The sequence below is a fragment of the Taibaiella soli genome, from assembly GCF_003236175.1.
GTDB lineage: Bacteria > Bacteroidota > Bacteroidia > Chitinophagales > Chitinophagaceae > QKTW01.
The window spans coordinates 200,373-216,974 of record NZ_QKTW01000027.1 but is presented as its reverse complement, the minus strand read 5'-3'; the positions used below and the strand labels follow the sequence as shown (position 1 = coordinate 216,974).

Here is a 16,602-nt window from a genome sequence, read left to right as displayed (position 1 = left end):
ATTCCGTAACTATTACGAACGCAAAAAAGCCGAAGGCAAACACGATCTGACTATAATTAATGCAATCAGGAATAAAATGGTGCTAAGGGTCGTTGCTGTCATCAAGAATCAAAGAAAATATGTGAATAACTATCAAAAAGCAGCATAAAAAGTATTTCGTTAAGTCATAGCAATCATTGCGAGGAGGAGGTACGACAACGTCGCAACCTGATTTCGCGTTGGTAAACCACATCGTTTAGAGCAGTTTTTCGTGCCGAAAAATAACCTGCCACAGTCCATCACTACAGCCAGTCTTACACACGCTCTAAAAATCGTCCTTACGATTTGCTGAACTCATACGGACGATTTCACAAACTCGGCCGTACAAGTTTGAAAACTCATGGGCCAAATTGTCAAAAAACAACAGACTTCCTTCAAAAAGAGATCGCAAGAAATTAGAATGGAGTAGAGAAATGTGAAATAATCTAAAATGGTAACGAGCTAAATGCTTAGAAACCCGCAAGGGGAGAGACTCGCGGGTTTCATATTTTTGCATAATTAGTCATTGTCGCCTACGAACGTTTCTCAATTTATTATGGCCCCTGGGGTTCAAGAGTCTCCAATATGTTTCCCGCACGGTATTCAACCCAATTCCTAAAGATTCAATGTCGTCGTAATTGAAATTGTCAGGATTTACCCAAAATTCAGATTTAAGATCACATGTTACTGCTAGATCGGGATCGTACCGCTGGATTGCTATTGCCGCAGCTGACCAATATTTAACTAGCATTTTTTCTCGGTCGCGATCGGGCAGATACCCATTCTCCCCGTCTCTATAATAAAGGCAAGTCTCGTTTAATGCATGGCTAATTGATCTGAGAGCATTTTCTTTCTTCTGCTCCTGAGGCAGACTTTTGAAAGAATCAGCAAATCTGGTGAGCTGGTCGAAAAGATAATTCAGCATAGTTCTATAGCATTTTATTAGCGTCGATGTTCAGCCCCGCGGCTTTTAATTCTTTCATCAGTTGGAATTTCCAGCTTTCTTGCGAATCAAGTTCTATATAAAGCAATCCCAATAAATCGCTCGGCAGCTCAACTCCAGATGTATAAAGTGGGCAAACTCTTTTTCGGGTCAATTTTCCAATGAAGTATCCAAGCTCAAGTATCACATTTTGTCGAGCCCTTTCATTTAGATTTTCGGCTTTCTTGGCTTTCCCAAAATCATCGTTTGTCAAAAGAACTATTGCAAAAGCTACATCGGTATGCTCTTCAAATTTTTCGATAACGGTTTTTCCTGCATTTGCCTGCTCGTGCAGTATGATTGCCTCCAGGCCAAGCTTCTCGATGAACCTCGCCACATTGACTTTAATTTCGTTGTTATGGCCGTGTACAATAAAAACCTTGTTGCTCGCTTCTGGGGATACTAGGTCGAGAACTGGTTCTTTTATTTCAGTTTTTATTAAAGACAGTTTTGCTACAAGCTGTCTTAATTTATTTACTTTATTATTTACATCTTCTACAAATTCTTTCAGTTCTTCTGCCGGTGATTTTCTAGTAAAAATGTAAATACTGTTGACATTGTCATATTCTCTCAGATATTCATTTTCCGGATTATTAAACGACTGTTTAATGAGCTCTGAATTAAAATTATCCCAATTGTAGTAATCCTCCTTCGCTTGCTCAAGCTGCCTGGTCGTTTGAATTTGCCTTCCGTAAATTTCTTCTCCCAACTGAATTCGTTTATTCAGCTCGTCTTTAAAATATTCCTTTCCAACCACCAACATGCTGGATTCGCTTAGCTGCCTTTTTGCTTTTGACATGATTTGTCTTTTAAAAGATGAATTTTGATTTTTTAATCGGTAAAACTTCGCTGATAAAGCGGAGCATGATTATTATGAGAAAACGGCGAGCAACTTATTGATTGGGGGGAAGATCTGATGCTTTATTCGTTAACCGACTCAACAAAAATAAACGCTAAAACGACACAAAATGTCTTAGTTGTATTTGTTTTGTTTTTGTTTATCAATTATTTATGGTTTGGTATTTCGTTAAAGCCTGCTCAGGTGGCCAGAACTTAAAGAATCATCAACCTGGAAGAAAAAGGCAAAAAAAAATTAAAAAACACCCAAATCGGTGAAAAATGTATGGTCATACCACATTGAGTCTTCTGAGCATAATGCTAATGAATACAATTTTGATCATCGCTTCGGAAGATGCTGTGTGTCGTTCGAAATCTTTAGCCAGTCGCCTGTAGTGTCCGATCCATGCGAAGCTTCTTTCTACAACCCATCGCTTAGGTTTTGTTCCGGAAGTCTCTGTCAGAACACCCGACAAACTGTTGCATTTGTCGGCGATAGCTTTTCTGGAGGTAATTATAAGTCGTGCGTCTGTAATATGTATACCCATATAGCCGCTATCCGCAAACAACGTTTTCAGATTATATATCCGGTTTAAATACGGAGTCATTGCCGCCATACCTTCACGGTCAGAAGCGCTGGCACTGGTAACACATAGGGCAAGGGGAAGTCCAAGTGTATCTGTAACAAGATGACGTTTTCTGCCAACCAACCTCTTTGCACCATCCCAACCTTTCGATTTACTGACCCCGGCGGCAGTGCGAATGCTTTGAGAATCGATTAATGCGACCGATGGCTGCGGACTTTTACCTGCATTGACACGTAAAAGTGTTCTGAATTTCGACATCAAACGATTAAGCACACCGATACTTTGAAGGCGGCGAAAATGGTAATAAACAGATTGCCACAGTGGAAAGCAGCGAGGCAAATAACGCCATGGACAACCGGTTTTTACTATATAGAATAATGCATTTATGATTGATCTTAAATTATGGATCCCTTTGGTTTTAACAGGTAAAAAGGCTGATATGGCTTTCCATTGCGAATTGGTTAAATCTGAAGGGAAGGACATCTGCCGAATAGTGTTTGATAAGTACCCGTGGAATTCTGTTGCTTTATTTTTGACATCGGATTTGTTTGATTCGTTGTGTAATCAATGAACTAATCTGACGGTCAGGTTTTGCCTATCAGTTAGTCCGGTGGAAGCCGATTCCTATTCGGGGGGATGCTATAGGTTGGATTGTGGTTTTTAGAATGTCTTCATGAAATATTACATTGTTTGTTTGCTATAGATGTTTTAATCGGCTTCAAAAGTATGAGTTTTACCAAAGCAAAACTTGTTCTATGTAATTCATTACTAACCGTTTGTTAGTGTTTTGCTATGCTTCATTTCTCTAAAGTCCTCCAAAGAAGCATCGATCGAACGGATAAGACAGAATGATAAAAATGTCGAAATAAGTTTTGTTGAAAGTCAAAAAAATCATAGAAACAAATTGCCAATTTGTCTTGCGAAAGATGTTGTTTAAAAAGGAAAAGGTAAAAATGTTGAAATGTAATCGTCCTCTTTTACTGTGTTGCATTCGATTCGCAATTTGGTATTAGAGGATCGGAGAAGCAAATTGTCAAATTGAGTTTGGGAGAACCATTTGAAAGTGATGCTTGAGCATCGAATGAAATTAATCAGGAGCTGGTGGCGCTTTCATTATGGCGGCCTGAAAATGTTAACTAAGTCTTTTTAAACATTTTCTCTTCCTGACAGATTTTCCCGTTACCATCTTTGATCTCAGATTGTTCCAAATTTGTATAATGATTGTGTTGTTGTATACACATTGTGTCGTTATACGACAATAAGAGACCAGCCGGTATGCTCGTGCGGAAAGTCCTCCTCCTTTGGATGAGTTAGAGGAGGCCGTATATTTGACCCATGCGCACCATTCTCTGCCTCATCGCCTCCAATTGTTTTATGACTTATGCCTGGTATGGGCACTTAAAGAAAGATACCAGCGATATGCCTTTGCTCAAACTCGTGGTGATGAGCTGGGCCGTGGCCTTTTTCGAGTACCTGTTCATGGTACCCGCCAATAATATTTTCGGTAAGAAAGAAGGGTTCACACCATTTCAGCTAAAGACCATTCAGGAAATCATTTCACTGAGCATCTTCTGCCTGTTCGCAGTATTTTTCCTCGGCGAATCCATTCGCTGGAACTATATCGTTGCGTTTGTCTTTATAATCGGTGCCGTTTATTTTATGTTCCTTCCGGCTTCTCGCTAGCGGAAAGGTTAAGCGTTCTAATAGCCGGTGCCGCGAAATAAGTTACGATCACCACTACAATAGTCATAATACCACCGAAGATAACCGCAGGAACTGTGCCCATCCATTTAGCGGTCAGGCCACTTTCCGCACGACCAATCTCATTGGAAGAACTAATGAACATGGTATTCACCGCAGATACACGGCCACGCATTTCATCGGGAGTAAATAATTGTAGAATGGTACCACGGATTACTACGCTCACGCCATCAAACATTCCGGTAAGCAGTAACATCGCAAATGCCAACGGAAAGCCCGTAGACAAACCGAATATGATGGTACTGACGCCAAAACCAGCAATACAAATCAGCAGTTTTCTGCCCGGATTATTCTTGATCGGCAATACGGACAATGTAAATAAGGTAATAATCGAACCAATGCCTGGTGCGGCCTGCATCATACCATATTGAAAGCCGTTAGCATTGAGGATCTCTTTGTATGCAGGCAAAAGCGCAATCGCACCACCGAACAATACGGCAAACATATCGAGCGACAAAGCTGCTAATACGATCTGTGTCTTAAACACAAAGTTTAAACCTTCTTTCAGACTCTTTAGAATCGGTTCTTTTTGCTTCTGCAAAATCGGTTGCTTTGGAATGCGCATTACTGCCACAGCCGCAATAATCTGTATTACAAATACGGACCAAAGGCTTACATCCAGATAATGAAGATTTACGTCGAGATGGGTAAATGCAATCAATAAACCTGCAATCAAAGGACCAGCTACTGCGCCTGTTTGCCAGGCTGTACTGCTCCAGGTCGTTGCATTCGGATATTCGGTACGCGGCACCAGCATCCCCATCAGCGCAAATGCCGAAGGGCTCAGAAAGGCGCGAAGCACACCACCGATAAATACGCCGAGATAAATAAGATTTTCGGTGAGTGATGTTGTGAAATGTCCATTCGCGTTCTGCATACTGGTAAAAGCAAAAAATGCAGAAAGGAACAGATAACCGATAATACACTGCAGCAAAAGTCCTTTTTTTTCCCGCTGATCTACGAAATGTCCGGAGAACAAAGAACAGCCAACTGCGGGAACTGCCTCCCAAAGCCCGAGTTTACCCAAGGCCCAAACATCATGCGTGAGCTGATATACCCAGAAATTGATAATGGTAAACTGCATATTAAGTGCCAGGATCAGACACAAACGCATGGTAAGGTAGTTTCGAAAAAGGGGAAAGCGGAGTGATTTATTCTTCAGCAGAAATCGGATGGTCAGTCGCAACGGAAAAAATTTGGTAGCAATGCAAAACTACGGTTAAATCAACAATCGGCAGTTTTGCAATTTGATAATGCGCTAAAATCAACCCTCAGTAATCAGAAAATCAGCAATAGTTTACGTTCGGTCGGGAAAACTACCCAACGGTATAGTGCCATTTATATAAGGATGATATATTTACATTATCATTCATCCTAGCCGTTTGAGAATCCTATGCGAAAAAAACTATTATCCTTATCAATATTGTTTGCAGCTATCTGGCCGCTCTCCGCGTTATTGAACAGTTGCAATCCAGATAATTGTCATTCGAGATACTGTACTTATGTTAGTTCGCTCGATGTAAAGATTATGGACAACGGCGACAGCGTCCCGCACGATATAGTTAATAATGAGCTTTACGCAAAAGCATTGACGATGCAAATCACTGTTACCGACGGGCTCTCTACCGATAGCCTTTGGCTCTGTCCGCACATTGCCATGCGCAGCCCGTTTATTACAACCGCAACAGCCATTTATAAAAAAAACTGTGATGATGCAACAGGTCCCCGCGACCTGCTGGATACTTTCCGCATCACAAGTAATCACGATTTTGACGCGCAGCATCCGGCCGGCACTGATCTTCAGGATATTTTCTACAGCAGTAGTCCTGTCAAAGTTTATACAGGCAATCCTGCAGACCATCAGCAAGGTTTGTACACTTATTATATGCGTCAGGCGCCCTCCGACACCGGCACGCATGTATTTACGGTTACCATGCATTTTACCAATGGCAAAGTCATGAGCCAATCTACCTCACCTGTAAAACTATTAAAATGAAAAAACTGCTTACCATATTAGTAATGCTCATCGGCTGTTCGGCTTCTGCGCAATCACTCACAGACCATGATCACCGTTTCCGGATTTATATAAACGGCGCATTCGCGCTTCCTGTCGGAGCGTTTCATAACAGCACAGAAAATCTTCTTACAGGCCCTGCGAAATATGGTTTCGCCGCCAATATGGGAATCGGAAAATATTTCGGTGCGGATATTTATCTGGGTCTTTCCTTTGGATCTATGTCTGCGAAACTGAATTCAGATGCGGTTGTGCAGCATATGCAGCAAGTGTTGAGTATTCCTGATGCTTACAATACTGCTACGCTCGATGGCGATAAATATTCCATTAAATATATAGGAATAGAATGCGCTAAAAACTTCCGCTTCCGCAAAATAGAACTGGAACCTTATATCATACTTGCGATTGGTGGCGTAGAAGGCTTACCAAATGCGCATTTCCACAGTAAGTATAAAAATGATAATTATTATCAACAAACTGATTTCTCTTATACGAATGATGCCAGTACTTTCGAATTCTTCTATCCAACCATTGGCACGAGAGTGCAAAAGGAATTGGTAAGCTGGCTCTATCTCAATGCGGGTCTCGCTTTTGCTAGCGGATCTTATGAAGCACAGCTGCAGACAATCACTACCGATCTGGAAGGCAACAGCAAAACAACCAACACTACTTACAGGCAATCTGTTTCCAATCTGCAACTTTCGGTGGGACTGCAATTCCGGTTTGGAAGAAAATAGTGTGGGGTGTATTTCACGCGAAGACACAACGACGCGGTGGTATATGACAACAAGGTCATCTCATGGACAAGGCTCTAGGAATGCGGGCATCTGATTTGGAGTTCGTTGCTCACAACGGATTGTTTCACGCAAAGAAGAATAAGAAATTAAGGCGCTAAGTAAATTAGCGCCTTAACTTTTGGTCTTTAGGTCTGTTTGAATGAAACTACGGTTATAACTTTTGACTTTTGACTTTTGAATTTATAAATTTGCCCCATCCATGAATCAAACTGCGCAGACCATCAGTACCAGTTTTATACAGGCCCTTCACGAACTGAGGGTCAATAAACTGCGCACTTTCCTTTCGTTATTGGGCATTACCATCGGTATCTTTTGTATTATCGCCGTGCTGACTGTGCTGGAAAGCATGGAAAACAATATTCAGACCCGTATGTCGTCATTGGGTAGCGATGTGCTGTACATCAGTCGCTGGCCGTGGACTGCAGATAACAGCGGCGAATATAAATGGTGGGAATACTGGAGAAGACCGAGTATGACCGTCGACGAACTTCGCACGGTAGAGAACAAAGTGAACGGCGTGCAGTATGCGACGCTCTGTGTAAAATCTAATCTGCGGGTAAAATATCTTGACGTAGAACTCAGCAGTATCGGCGGATACGCGGTGACGTCTGATTTTGACCGTATTCAGAATATAGAAATCTCGTCGGGACGTTATCTCAGTTCAGCCGAGCTCGAAGGAGGTAATGATGCTGTGGTGCTCGGTAGTCAGGTGTATGCTGATCTTTTCGGCACTGTAAATGCCATCGGTAAATCGGTGAGTTTTCTCGGAAGAAAATATACAGTCGTCGGAGTGATGAAGAAAGTAGGGCAGAACATGGCGGGATTTGATTTCGATAACGGTTTGATCTTCTCTTATTATGCTGCGGCAAATGTTACTGATGTACGATCACTTGATGTAGATCCGGTGCTTATGGTCAAAGCAGCGGCGGGGCATAATGTAAGCGATGTAAAAGATGAAGTAGAAGGGGCATTGCGGCAAGAACGTAAAGTTCGCCCGGGCAGGCAAAGTAATTTCTCTATTAATCAGCTGAGTCAGATCTCCGAAAGATTGCAATCCGTATTTGGATTGATCGATATGATTGGTGGTGTGATTGGTTTCTTTTCTTTATTGGTAGGCGGTTTCGGCATTGCCAATATCATGTTTGTAACGGTAAAAGAACGTACTAAAATCATCGGTCTCAAAAAGGCGATTGGCGCCAAACGGGCTACTATTCTTACAGAATTCCTGATCGAAGCCATTACATTATGTATTATCGGCGGTATGATCGGTATTGTGATTGTGCTGCTGCTAAGTCTTTTATTGACGTACGGCGCTGATTTTGCAGTCACATTATCATTTAAAAACTTCTTTCTCGGATTATTTATCTCCGTAATTGTTGGTGTACTTTCGGGCATTATTCCGGCATGGGCTGCATCAAGACTCAATCCGGTTGATGCAATCCGTACAACATAATACTATGCAAAAAGAACGCATTCTTATACTTGACGAGAAAAATATAGACTGGAAGCTGCAACGTATGGCTTACCAGATATGGGAACGGAACAGCAATGAACAAAGCATTATCCTGATTGGTATTGAAAATGGCGGCAAAGCTGTAGCAGAAAGCCTCGCAGAACGTTTGCGTAAAATATCTCCGCTCTCGGTAGAATTGATTTCCCTTAAGATCAATAAAAAGCAAGTATTACAGAATGACGATGTGAAAATGAGTACATCGCTTACGGGCCGTGCGGTTGTGGTAGTCGATGATGTTACCAATTCTGGTAAAACGCTGACTTATGCACTGAAACCATTGCTTGCTTACGAACCATCCAGCCTGATGGTAGCCGTGCTCGTAGATCGTCAGCATAAATCATTCCCTGTTTCTCCGGATATTGTTGGTCATACCGTTGCAACAACGTTACAAGAGCATATCGAGGTGGAATGCAACGCTGATGGTAGCATGCAGGCTTATCTCATGTAGTTTTAACCGTCGAATCCGTCACTGTATCTTTTCGAATTTTCAAAGTTGAATTAATATAAATGCCAGTTACATTAGTAATACACGGTGGTGCGGGAAATATTCATCCCGGAATGATGACCGAATCTCAGGAACAACAATATACAGCAGGTCTGAGATATGCCCTGGATCAGGGTTATGCAGTACTGAACGGTGGCGGCAGCGCACAGGATGCAGTTGTTGCAGCCATTACTTCATTAGAAGACAACGTCCTTTTTAATGCCGGTCGCGGTTCTGTATTTACTAAGAAAGGATTGCATGAAATGGATGCGGCACTGATGAACGGTCTTACGCTGGAAGCCGGAGCCGTAGCCGGTGTGCGCAATATCAAGAACCCAATTGTACTGGCACGCGAAGTAATGTTGCATTCCGGTCACGTATTCCTCAGCGGTAAAGGTGCTGGCGAATTTGCCATGAGTCAGGGTATTACTTTCGAACCGGATGAATATTTCTTCAATAAAGATCGTTACGATCAATGGGTGGAAATCCGCGACAGCAATTTCACGCAGCTTGATCATAAAGGAGATAATCTGAAAGGTCCGATTCCAAATACAGATCATAAATTCGGTACAGTTGGTGCAGTTGCCTGTGATATTAATGGCAATCTTGCGGCAGGTACTTCTACCGGCGGTATGACCAACAAGCGTTTTGCCCGTATCGGTGACAGCCCGGTAATTGGTGCAGGTACTTATGCAAACAATAAAACCTGTGCGGTTTCTTGTACCGGTCACGGCGAATATTTTCTGCGTGCGGTCGTTTCTCACGATATTTCCTGCCTGATGGAATACAAAGGTCTTTCCCTCCAGGAAGCTTGTAATGTTGTTATCAAAGACAAACTGGTAAAACTCGGCGGCGAAGGTGGAGTGATTGCGGTTGATGCACTGGGTAATTATCAGTTCTGCTTCAATTCTGCAGGCATGTATCGTGCCATGCGTAACAGCGAAGGCCGTGAAGAAATCGCTTATTACGGGATTTAGTTAATTCGTTAAAAAGTCAAAGGGTTAATTCGTTACTAATCAATAAATATTGCGAAAAGCGTCTGGAAACAGACGCTTTTGTTTTTTTATAGATTACGCAAAGTGTTCTCGCTCGCTTCTTTGCGACGAAGGAAGCAATTTGCGCGCATTTCTGGACTAATTTATTGTGCAGGTCGCTTCGTGCCTCGCGAAGACGCGAGTAACAACAATCACTAACGCCGATGAATTAACATCTTAACTTTTTAACCTTTTAACCCGCAATTAACCAGTATTATTAAGTAACTTTGCACCTCCTTTGGCAAGCCCGAAAGGGAAGGGTAGAATAAACAGGAACTTCGTATTCCGAACACATTGATTGTGAGTCTTCCCGCCGAATATTAATTCAGTTTTTAAGCGTACTCAGAATATTATGTTATCAGTTTCTAATTTATCGCTTCGTTATGGTAAGCGCGTGCTGTTTGAAGATGTGAACATCCGTTTTACCGAAGGCAATTGCTACGGTATCATTGGTGCTAACGGTGCAGGTAAATCTACATTTTTGAAAATCCTTTCCGGCGAGATCGATCCTACTACCGGCAGAGTAGAAATAGGCAAGGGTCAGCGCATGAGCGTTTTGAAACAAAACCACTATGAATTTGATGAAGTAACGGTTTTGGAAACAGTGCTGCGTGGCAATACTACATTGTTTGATGTAATGCGTCAGAAAGATGCATTGTATGCAAAAGAAGATTTTACAGAAGAAGACGGTATCAAAGCTGGTGAACTGGAAGGTTTGTTTGCGGAAATGGACGGCTGGAACGCCGAAAGCGATGCGGCTACTTTGCTGAGCAGCCTTGGCATCAAGGAAGACCAACACTACCGTTTGCTGAAAGAACTCGACGGTAATCAAAAAGTACGCGTACTCCTGGCACAGGCACTGTTCGGTAATCCGGATATCCTGCTGCTCGATGAACCTACCAATGACCTGGATCTTCAGACAATCGCCTGGTTGGAAAACTTCCTGGCAGATTATGACAAGATCGTTCTCGTTGTATCGCACGATCGTCACTTTCTCGATGCGGTTTGTACGAACGTTGCTGATATCGATTTCGGTAAAATCACTATTTTCTCGGGTAACTACTCGTTCTGGTACGAATCCAGCCAATTGTTGCTGAAACAACGTACTGATTCGAATAAAAAAGCAGAAGATAAAATCGCCGAACTGAAAGAGTTCATCGCGCGATTCTCTGCGAACGCTTCTAAATCTAAACAGGCAACCAGCCGTAAGAAAGCTTTGGACAAAATCAAGCTGGAAGACATGGTAGCAAGTACTCGTAAATATCCTGCAATCCTGTTTAATAATCAGGTGCGTGAAGCGGGTGATCAGATTCTGGAAGTAAAAGGTCTGAGTAAAACGCTGAATGGCGAACAGATGTTCAAAAACATCAGCTTCGATCTGAAACGTGGTCAGAAAATTGCCATCGTTTCTGAAAACAGCCTGGCCACAACAGCTTTCTATAAAATTCTGATGGGTGAAGACACTGATTTTGAAGGTTCTTTCAAATGGGGTGTAACGATCACACCAACTTACCTGCCGAATGATAATACTGAGTATTTCGCGGGTAAAGATCTTAACCTGATCGATTGGCTGCGTCAGTATTCTGAAGAAAAAGACGAAACTTTCATCCGTGGTTTCCTCGGTCGTATGTTATTCTCTGGCGAAGAAACACTGAAAAAATGTACCGTTCTTTCCGGTGGTGAAAAAATGCGTTGTATGATGAGTCGTATGATGATGCTGAAAGGTAACGTGCTGTGTATGGATGAACCAACGAACCACCTTGATCTGGAATCAATCACCGCACTCAACAACGGTTTGAAAGATTTCAAAGGAACGATCCTGTTTACCACGCGTGACCATGAACTGGCACAGACGGTTGCAGATCGCGTTCTGGAGCTGACACCAAGTGGTTTGATTGATCGTGAAACAAGCTTCGATGACTACCTGAATGATGCTCGTGTAAAAACGCTGAAAGCTGAAATGTACGGTGAGACGGTGGCTTAAGTTCTACGTTATAAGTTTTAAGTTTTAAGTAATAGATTATAGGAAGCCCCGCGAGTAATTCGCGGGGCTTTTTTTGTTTATGCTGAGGGAACGAAAAAATCTGCCCGCGTCTTCTGCGTTTGAGCTTATAAGTTATAAATAATAGATTATGAGAAATCCCGCGACTAGTTCGAAGGATTCTTGTTTTTGTACCGTATCATTTGTCGAACTCCTGTACGGAACTTGCCAAAATCGTCCTTACGATTTGCTCAACTCGTAAGGACAATTTTGGTAAATCGTAAGGACGATTTTGAGCATTATTAAGGGGATTGATTAACAATGACATACAATGTTTGCCCTGAAGAATGAAAAGATAAATATTCAGGAACTCTATTGTCGTTCAATTTAAACCGATTATTCATATCAGTATTTCTTACCTGTATAAAAGAAAATCCCGCGAGTAAATCGCGGGGTTTGTATTTTTTAGGTAGCCCTTCGACTCCGCTCAGGGTGACCAATATCGTGCCGATTTAAAAAAGGTCACACCAGGAATGGTGCGACCGTAGTTTAACTAAAAAACCTATGAATGAACAGAAATACGAAGCCCGGATAAAGGCCGCGCCAAGACTAGCGCGGCGTAAACTTTTTTTATGACTCAAATCAAATTTGAAGTACTTTTTTAAGTGCAATTATCATGCCGTTTTTTGCAAACTAAAAAAGCCAGCCTAAAAATAGACTGGCTAAAAAAACACACCCTATGCGTGATACAATCACGAGAACCGTTTTATATAGATCAACTATTGTGCCAAAAAATAAAGGCACCTTACAGGATGCCTTTTGTTCATTTGGTATGAACTTTAACGAAAGATCAGAATTCACACTCATCCAACCTATGAGTGAGACAAAACCCCTTTTGTTTGAATTCTTAAAGCAAAATTCAGTAGAAAAATGGTCTTTAAACAATCTATAAAGGCGTAAAAAAAATCCAAAAAGACAAAGGTTTGAAGTAGGGTGCAAAAATAATCGGGCTACGAATAGCCCGATTATAATTCGTTAAAAGCGATGGTAAATGTCTTCGAATAAGAGTTATCGGTTTTTTCCGCGTTAAGTTTAGCCTTCGGCTTGTTAAAAGAAAGCATTGACCGCTATATAGGTCTGATCACTGGCGTTGTTGTTATTCTGAACCACAATACCGTTACCAACCAACTGAACATAACCACCGGAAATATTAACCCCTAATTGTGCGCCATCGCTCGTTGCTGTATAATAGGCGCTGCCAATCTGAATATTTATCAATACCGATTGGTCGTCTGTTGGCATTGAACTTGCAATTTTATAAGAACCTGCGGTCGGGTACGAACGAAAAGAAAACGTCAGTTTCCCGTAACGAAACCCAGGTGAACTTGATTCAACGTTGAAATAGTTCGCGGTATCAGAAGTCTTGCTGTAGGCCGTCTTGGTGATATGATAAAGTGTATCGTTAAACCGCCATGAATTTTCAGGCAGTGTATCTCCACCACTGTCCTTCTTTTTACAGGCTACGGCACAAATAGTGATACCTAAAACGACGCCTAATAATTGCTTCATTGATTAAATCTAATGCGATTTCTTAACAACGCTGGTGCTGTACAATAATTGCCCGCTGTTGTCGGAGATACGTAAAATATAAGTCCCGTTGGCTAATGTACTCATATCCAACTGATGCGCATTTTGTTGTTGCAACACCACTTTACCATCAAGCCCCGTCACCTGAGCATTCACCGCATTTGGCGCATTGATCATCAGGATATCGGAAACCGGGTTTGGATAAACAGTAATCCCGTTGTGTGCATTTACTTCATTTACCCCAACATTAGTCATAGTAATTGCTGCAGCAGCACTGCCACTACAGCCGCTGGTATCAGACACCATCACTGTATAAGCGCCATCTTCAGTTACTTCATACAGCTGATCAGTCGCGCCAGTAATGACTGTACCGTCTTTATACCATTGGTAACTATTGAACAGGCCAGTAGCGAGTGTTGTGCCAGTTTGACTAATAATCGGAACCGGTAATGGTTTTGTAGTAACGGCAATAACATCAGAAGTATCCGTACACAATCCTTGTGTTACCGCTACTCTATATTCGCCACCGATGTAAACTATCTGGGTATTTTGCAATCCGCTGGCAAATGTGTTGCCGTTATTGAGCCAGGTGTAGGAATAAGAATTGGCGATTGGTGCAGTAAGCAGGGTACTGTCGTTGGTACAAAAATTAAGCGAAGACGCGGTAATGGTTGCAGTTGGCGTTGGCATTACGGTAAACGGAACAATATTTGAACTATCACGACAATTGTGCGCGTCTGTTTCAATGACAACATAATTACCCGCCACAGAATCGGTATGACTAAAGGAAGTTGCGCCAACAATATCCTGACCATCTTTCTTCCATTGGTAGGTAATGCCTGTTGTATTGTTTGCTTCTAAAACTGCTGACTGACCATCACAGATATTAATCGATGCAGGCGTTATAGCAGCATTTATCGGATAAAAAGCCACAAGCATAATGCCGCCGTTTACATAGCAATAAGGACTGCTTGAAACTTTTACAAAATAAAATCCGGAATTGTGTGCGTAGTAAACTGAGTCTGTAGCTCCCGGAATTGAATTATTTCCCCATAGCGACCATTGAAACGTCAAGCTACCAGTGGCGCCTGTAATAATGGTGCTTACTTTCAGACTATCGCCGGGGCAGAAGTTGATACCGCCCGTTGCTGTAGTAGTACCAACTGAAATATTATCGCAAGGCATAGTGAATGCAAACGTTTTCCAGTCGGAGAAATTGCCGGCACCGCAGTTCGTTCTTACGTGGAAATAATAGCTACCACCGGTAATTAATCCGGAGGAGACAGTAGCAAAAGTATCAGTTGTAGCAATGCCACCTCCCGTAAGCGGACCATTAGCATTCTGATCTATCAGATATTCATAACCGGTAGAAACAGCAACATGATCCCAGCTGAAAGTAACAGAAGTTGTTGTTGCCGTACCCGGATAAATATGAAAAGAAGTATCGCAGAGATTTCCGAATTCGTAAGCGCCCGGATCTGGCGTTTGCGGATCTCTCGCCGCACCAACAATATCCGTACCGACACCCAGCACTGCACCAATATTATTGATGGCAAGGTTCGTCGGTTTAAAAATTCCGTTCGCCGGGTTTTGATACATCGGGTCTACGGCAACGGAGTAGTTATCCTGACCGGAAGCATTTTGCCAGTCGGAGAGTGTCGTTCTGTTGGCAGTCCAATAACCCGTCGCTACAGTACTGCCTGAAGTGGCATGCATGAAGTAGACATTGTTGTTGAGCGTAAGTCCTGTAGTACCTTGTGCATAAACACAATATTTAGTTGAGGTACCACCATATCCAATAGAAATAATGTTGTTTTCAAAAAATACATTCGTCGGAGTTCCACTGGGTGCATACATAAAACCTCGAACACCAGCGAGACTGCCGCTATAATAAAGTGCGGCGGTATCGTCTAACGCTATTGTGTTTTGAAAAATCTTAGTATAGGTAACCTGAGCGCAATAAATTCCCCAAAAACTAGACTTACCCTTTGTTGAATAAATCAGGTTATTGGATATCTCGTTTTCATTACCCAAAGTAGCTCCCGGATTATTTAAACTAATAAATTGAGTTCCGTTACTGGAATCAATGTTACCGTAAAGGTTAAATATTCTGTTCTTTGAAATTTTAATACGTGTTGATGCATTCGACAAATAGATGCCGTAAGTAGCAGCCGTGGAATTAGTTCGCATTGGACGGCTAATACTATTACTTTCTATAAGTACACTGTCCGCATAATTAGTATAGATACCATAAGATGCAAAATCCTGAATAACGTTATTGGTAATACGCGTACCTTTTGTTTTACCTGCAGTATTTGAAGCATAACAAATGCCAACATATCCACCAATGACTGTATTGTTTGAGATTATGTTATAATCACAATTTGATGTCGAAGCCGAATAAGTGTTATTGGTTATACCATTTATCAAAATGCCGGCAGAGCCAGAAGAACTGACACCTACGCGATCTGAAATGACAGTACAGTTAATAATTTTATTGGAATCGGCATCACTCATAAGGTGAATCCCATAAGCGAGGTTTTGAGATCCTGCTACTACTACCAGGTTATTAAGAATGATATTATGTGCTCCCAGCAGTTTAATAGTCGCTGGTTGTGTGGAGACAGTAGCATTAAAAGAAACAGTGTCGTTGTTTCCGTTAAAAAGCACATAATTCGTCTGAGAAGTATTCGCAATCGCCGGAATGATCACCTGTTCATTATACGGTCCGGTACCCGGCGCACAATTAAAAACCACCGGACCTGCAATACCACAGGAAATGGCATTAACGGCGTCTCCGAAAGAATGAAAATTGGTGCCTGCAGTCGGCTGTGTGTTGTTGATCGTGTAAGTACCTGCCGGAAATAGCGGCTGCCCGACGCAGTTTTGTGCGTTGGTGCGGCTGAATGGGTAGGCGATCAATAGTAATAATAAAGGTAAAAGGTGTTTGGTGTAATGTTTTGTCATGCTTGTTGTTTAAAACTGGTGGTTGGTTTCATAGCATTAA

Annotated in this window: 12 protein-coding genes; 7 read left to right on the top strand and 5 right to left on the bottom strand. The window is 42.0% G+C overall.

Translation table 11 applies throughout. The features are described from left to right. Positions 1–947: 947 nt before the first annotated feature. Together DN068_RS20740 and DN068_RS20735 are read right to left on the bottom strand one after the other, a co-directional pair. The gene (locus DN068_RS20740; RefSeq protein ID WP_111000860.1) at positions 948–1,799 is read right to left on the bottom strand and encodes a TIR domain-containing protein; all 852 of its coding nucleotides are present in this window, start codon (positions 1,797–1,799) and stop codon (positions 948–950) included. 328 nt (positions 1,800–2,127) lie between these two features. Next, the gene (locus tag DN068_RS20735) at positions 2,128–2,907 is read right to left on the bottom strand and encodes an IS5 family transposase (RefSeq protein WP_111000859.1); all 780 of its coding nucleotides are present in this window, start codon (positions 2,905–2,907) and stop codon (positions 2,128–2,130) included. 852 nt (positions 2,908–3,759) lie between these two features. On the opposite strand from DN068_RS20735, the gene DN068_RS20730 reads away from it, so the two are divergent. After that, complete coding sequence (locus tag DN068_RS20730) at positions 3,760–4,107, top strand: DMT family protein (protein WP_111000858.1); 348 nt, start codon at positions 3,760–3,762, stop codon at positions 4,105–4,107. Here the strand turns inward: DN068_RS20730 and DN068_RS20725 are convergent. Continuing rightward, the gene (locus DN068_RS20725; RefSeq protein ID WP_111000857.1) at positions 4,082–5,299 is read right to left on the bottom strand and encodes an MFS transporter; all 1,218 of its coding nucleotides are present in this window, start codon (positions 5,297–5,299) and stop codon (positions 4,082–4,084) included. The genes DN068_RS20730 and DN068_RS20725 overlap by 26 nt on opposite strands. Positions 5,300–5,578: 279 nt before the next feature. On the opposite strand from DN068_RS20725, the gene DN068_RS20720 reads away from it, so the two are divergent. From DN068_RS20720 to DN068_RS20695, 6 genes are all read left to right on the top strand, one after another. Beyond that, on the top strand, positions 5,579–6,181 hold the full coding sequence (locus DN068_RS20720; protein ID WP_111000856.1) for a DUF5034 domain-containing protein: 603 nt from the start codon (positions 5,579–5,581) through the stop codon (positions 6,179–6,181). Continuing rightward, entirely contained in the window at positions 6,178–6,936 is a 759-nt protein-coding gene (locus DN068_RS20715; protein ID WP_111000855.1) for a hypothetical protein, read from the top strand. The genes DN068_RS20720 and DN068_RS20715 overlap by 4 nt, the downstream gene beginning before the upstream one ends. Before the next feature lie 259 nt (positions 6,937–7,195). Then, a complete protein-coding gene (locus tag DN068_RS20710) occupies positions 7,196–8,449 on the top strand; it encodes an ABC transporter permease (RefSeq protein WP_111000854.1) in 1,254 nt (417 codons plus the stop codon). Positions 8,450–8,453: 4 nt separating this feature from the next. Next, positions 8,454–8,957, top strand: a complete 504-nt coding sequence (locus tag DN068_RS20705) for a phosphoribosyltransferase family protein (protein WP_165836475.1) — start codon at positions 8,454–8,456, stop codon at positions 8,955–8,957. Positions 8,958–9,016: 59 nt separating this feature from the next. After that, the gene (locus DN068_RS20700; RefSeq protein ID WP_111000852.1) at positions 9,017–9,970 is read left to right on the top strand and encodes an isoaspartyl peptidase/L-asparaginase family protein; all 954 of its coding nucleotides are present in this window, start codon (positions 9,017–9,019) and stop codon (positions 9,968–9,970) included. Between the two features lie 409 nt (positions 9,971–10,379). Next, positions 10,380–12,011 (top strand): ABC-F family ATP-binding cassette domain-containing protein, encoded by a 1,632-nt coding sequence (locus DN068_RS20695; RefSeq protein WP_111000851.1) that lies wholly within the window; start codon positions 10,380–10,382, stop codon positions 12,009–12,011. A gap of 1,104 nt (positions 12,012–13,115) precedes the next feature. Here DN068_RS20695 and DN068_RS20690 read toward each other — a convergent pair. Together DN068_RS20690 and DN068_RS20685 are read right to left on the bottom strand one after the other, a co-directional pair. Further along, the gene (locus DN068_RS20690) at positions 13,116–13,577 is read right to left on the bottom strand and encodes a hypothetical protein (RefSeq protein ID WP_111000850.1); all 462 of its coding nucleotides are present in this window, start codon (positions 13,575–13,577) and stop codon (positions 13,116–13,118) included. A gap of 9 nt (positions 13,578–13,586) precedes the next feature. Next, positions 13,587–16,562, bottom strand: coding sequence for a T9SS type A sorting domain-containing protein (locus DN068_RS20685; RefSeq protein WP_111000849.1), 2,976 nt, complete (start codon positions 16,560–16,562; stop codon positions 13,587–13,589). Positions 16,563–16,602 lie beyond the last annotated feature (40 nt).

Coding starts and splice junctions, on each gene's coding strand:
- DN068_RS20715 (WP_111000855.1), top strand. CDS start 6,178: ATGAAAAAACTGCTTACCATATTAGTAATGCTCATCGGCTGTTCGGCT.
- DN068_RS20730 (WP_111000858.1), top strand. CDS start 3,760: ATGCGCACCATTCTCTGCCTCATCGCCTCCAATTGTTTTATGACTTAT.
- DN068_RS20695 (WP_111000851.1), top strand. CDS start 10,380: ATGTTATCAGTTTCTAATTTATCGCTTCGTTATGGTAAGCGCGTGCTG.
- DN068_RS20720 (WP_111000856.1), top strand. CDS start 5,579: ATGCGAAAAAAACTATTATCCTTATCAATATTGTTTGCAGCTATCTGG.
- DN068_RS20725 (WP_111000857.1), bottom strand. CDS start 5,299: ATGCGTTTGTGTCTGATCCTGGCACTTAATATGCAGTTTACCATTATC.
- DN068_RS20710 (WP_111000854.1), top strand. CDS start 7,196: ATGAATCAAACTGCGCAGACCATCAGTACCAGTTTTATACAGGCCCTT.
- DN068_RS20735 (WP_111000859.1), bottom strand. CDS start 2,907: ATGTCCTTCCCTTCAGATTTAACCAATTCGCAATGGAAAGCCATATCA.
- DN068_RS20740 (WP_111000860.1), bottom strand. CDS start 1,799: ATGTCAAAAGCAAAAAGGCAGCTAAGCGAATCCAGCATGTTGGTGGTT.
- DN068_RS20700 (WP_111000852.1), top strand. CDS start 9,017: ATGCCAGTTACATTAGTAATACACGGTGGTGCGGGAAATATTCATCCC.
- DN068_RS20690 (WP_111000850.1), bottom strand. CDS start 13,577: ATGAAGCAATTATTAGGCGTCGTTTTAGGTATCACTATTTGTGCCGTA.
- DN068_RS20705 (WP_165836475.1), top strand. CDS start 8,454: ATGCAAAAAGAACGCATTCTTATACTTGACGAGAAAAATATAGACTGG.
- DN068_RS20685 (WP_111000849.1), bottom strand. CDS start 16,562: ATGACAAAACATTACACCAAACACCTTTTACCTTTATTATTACTATTG.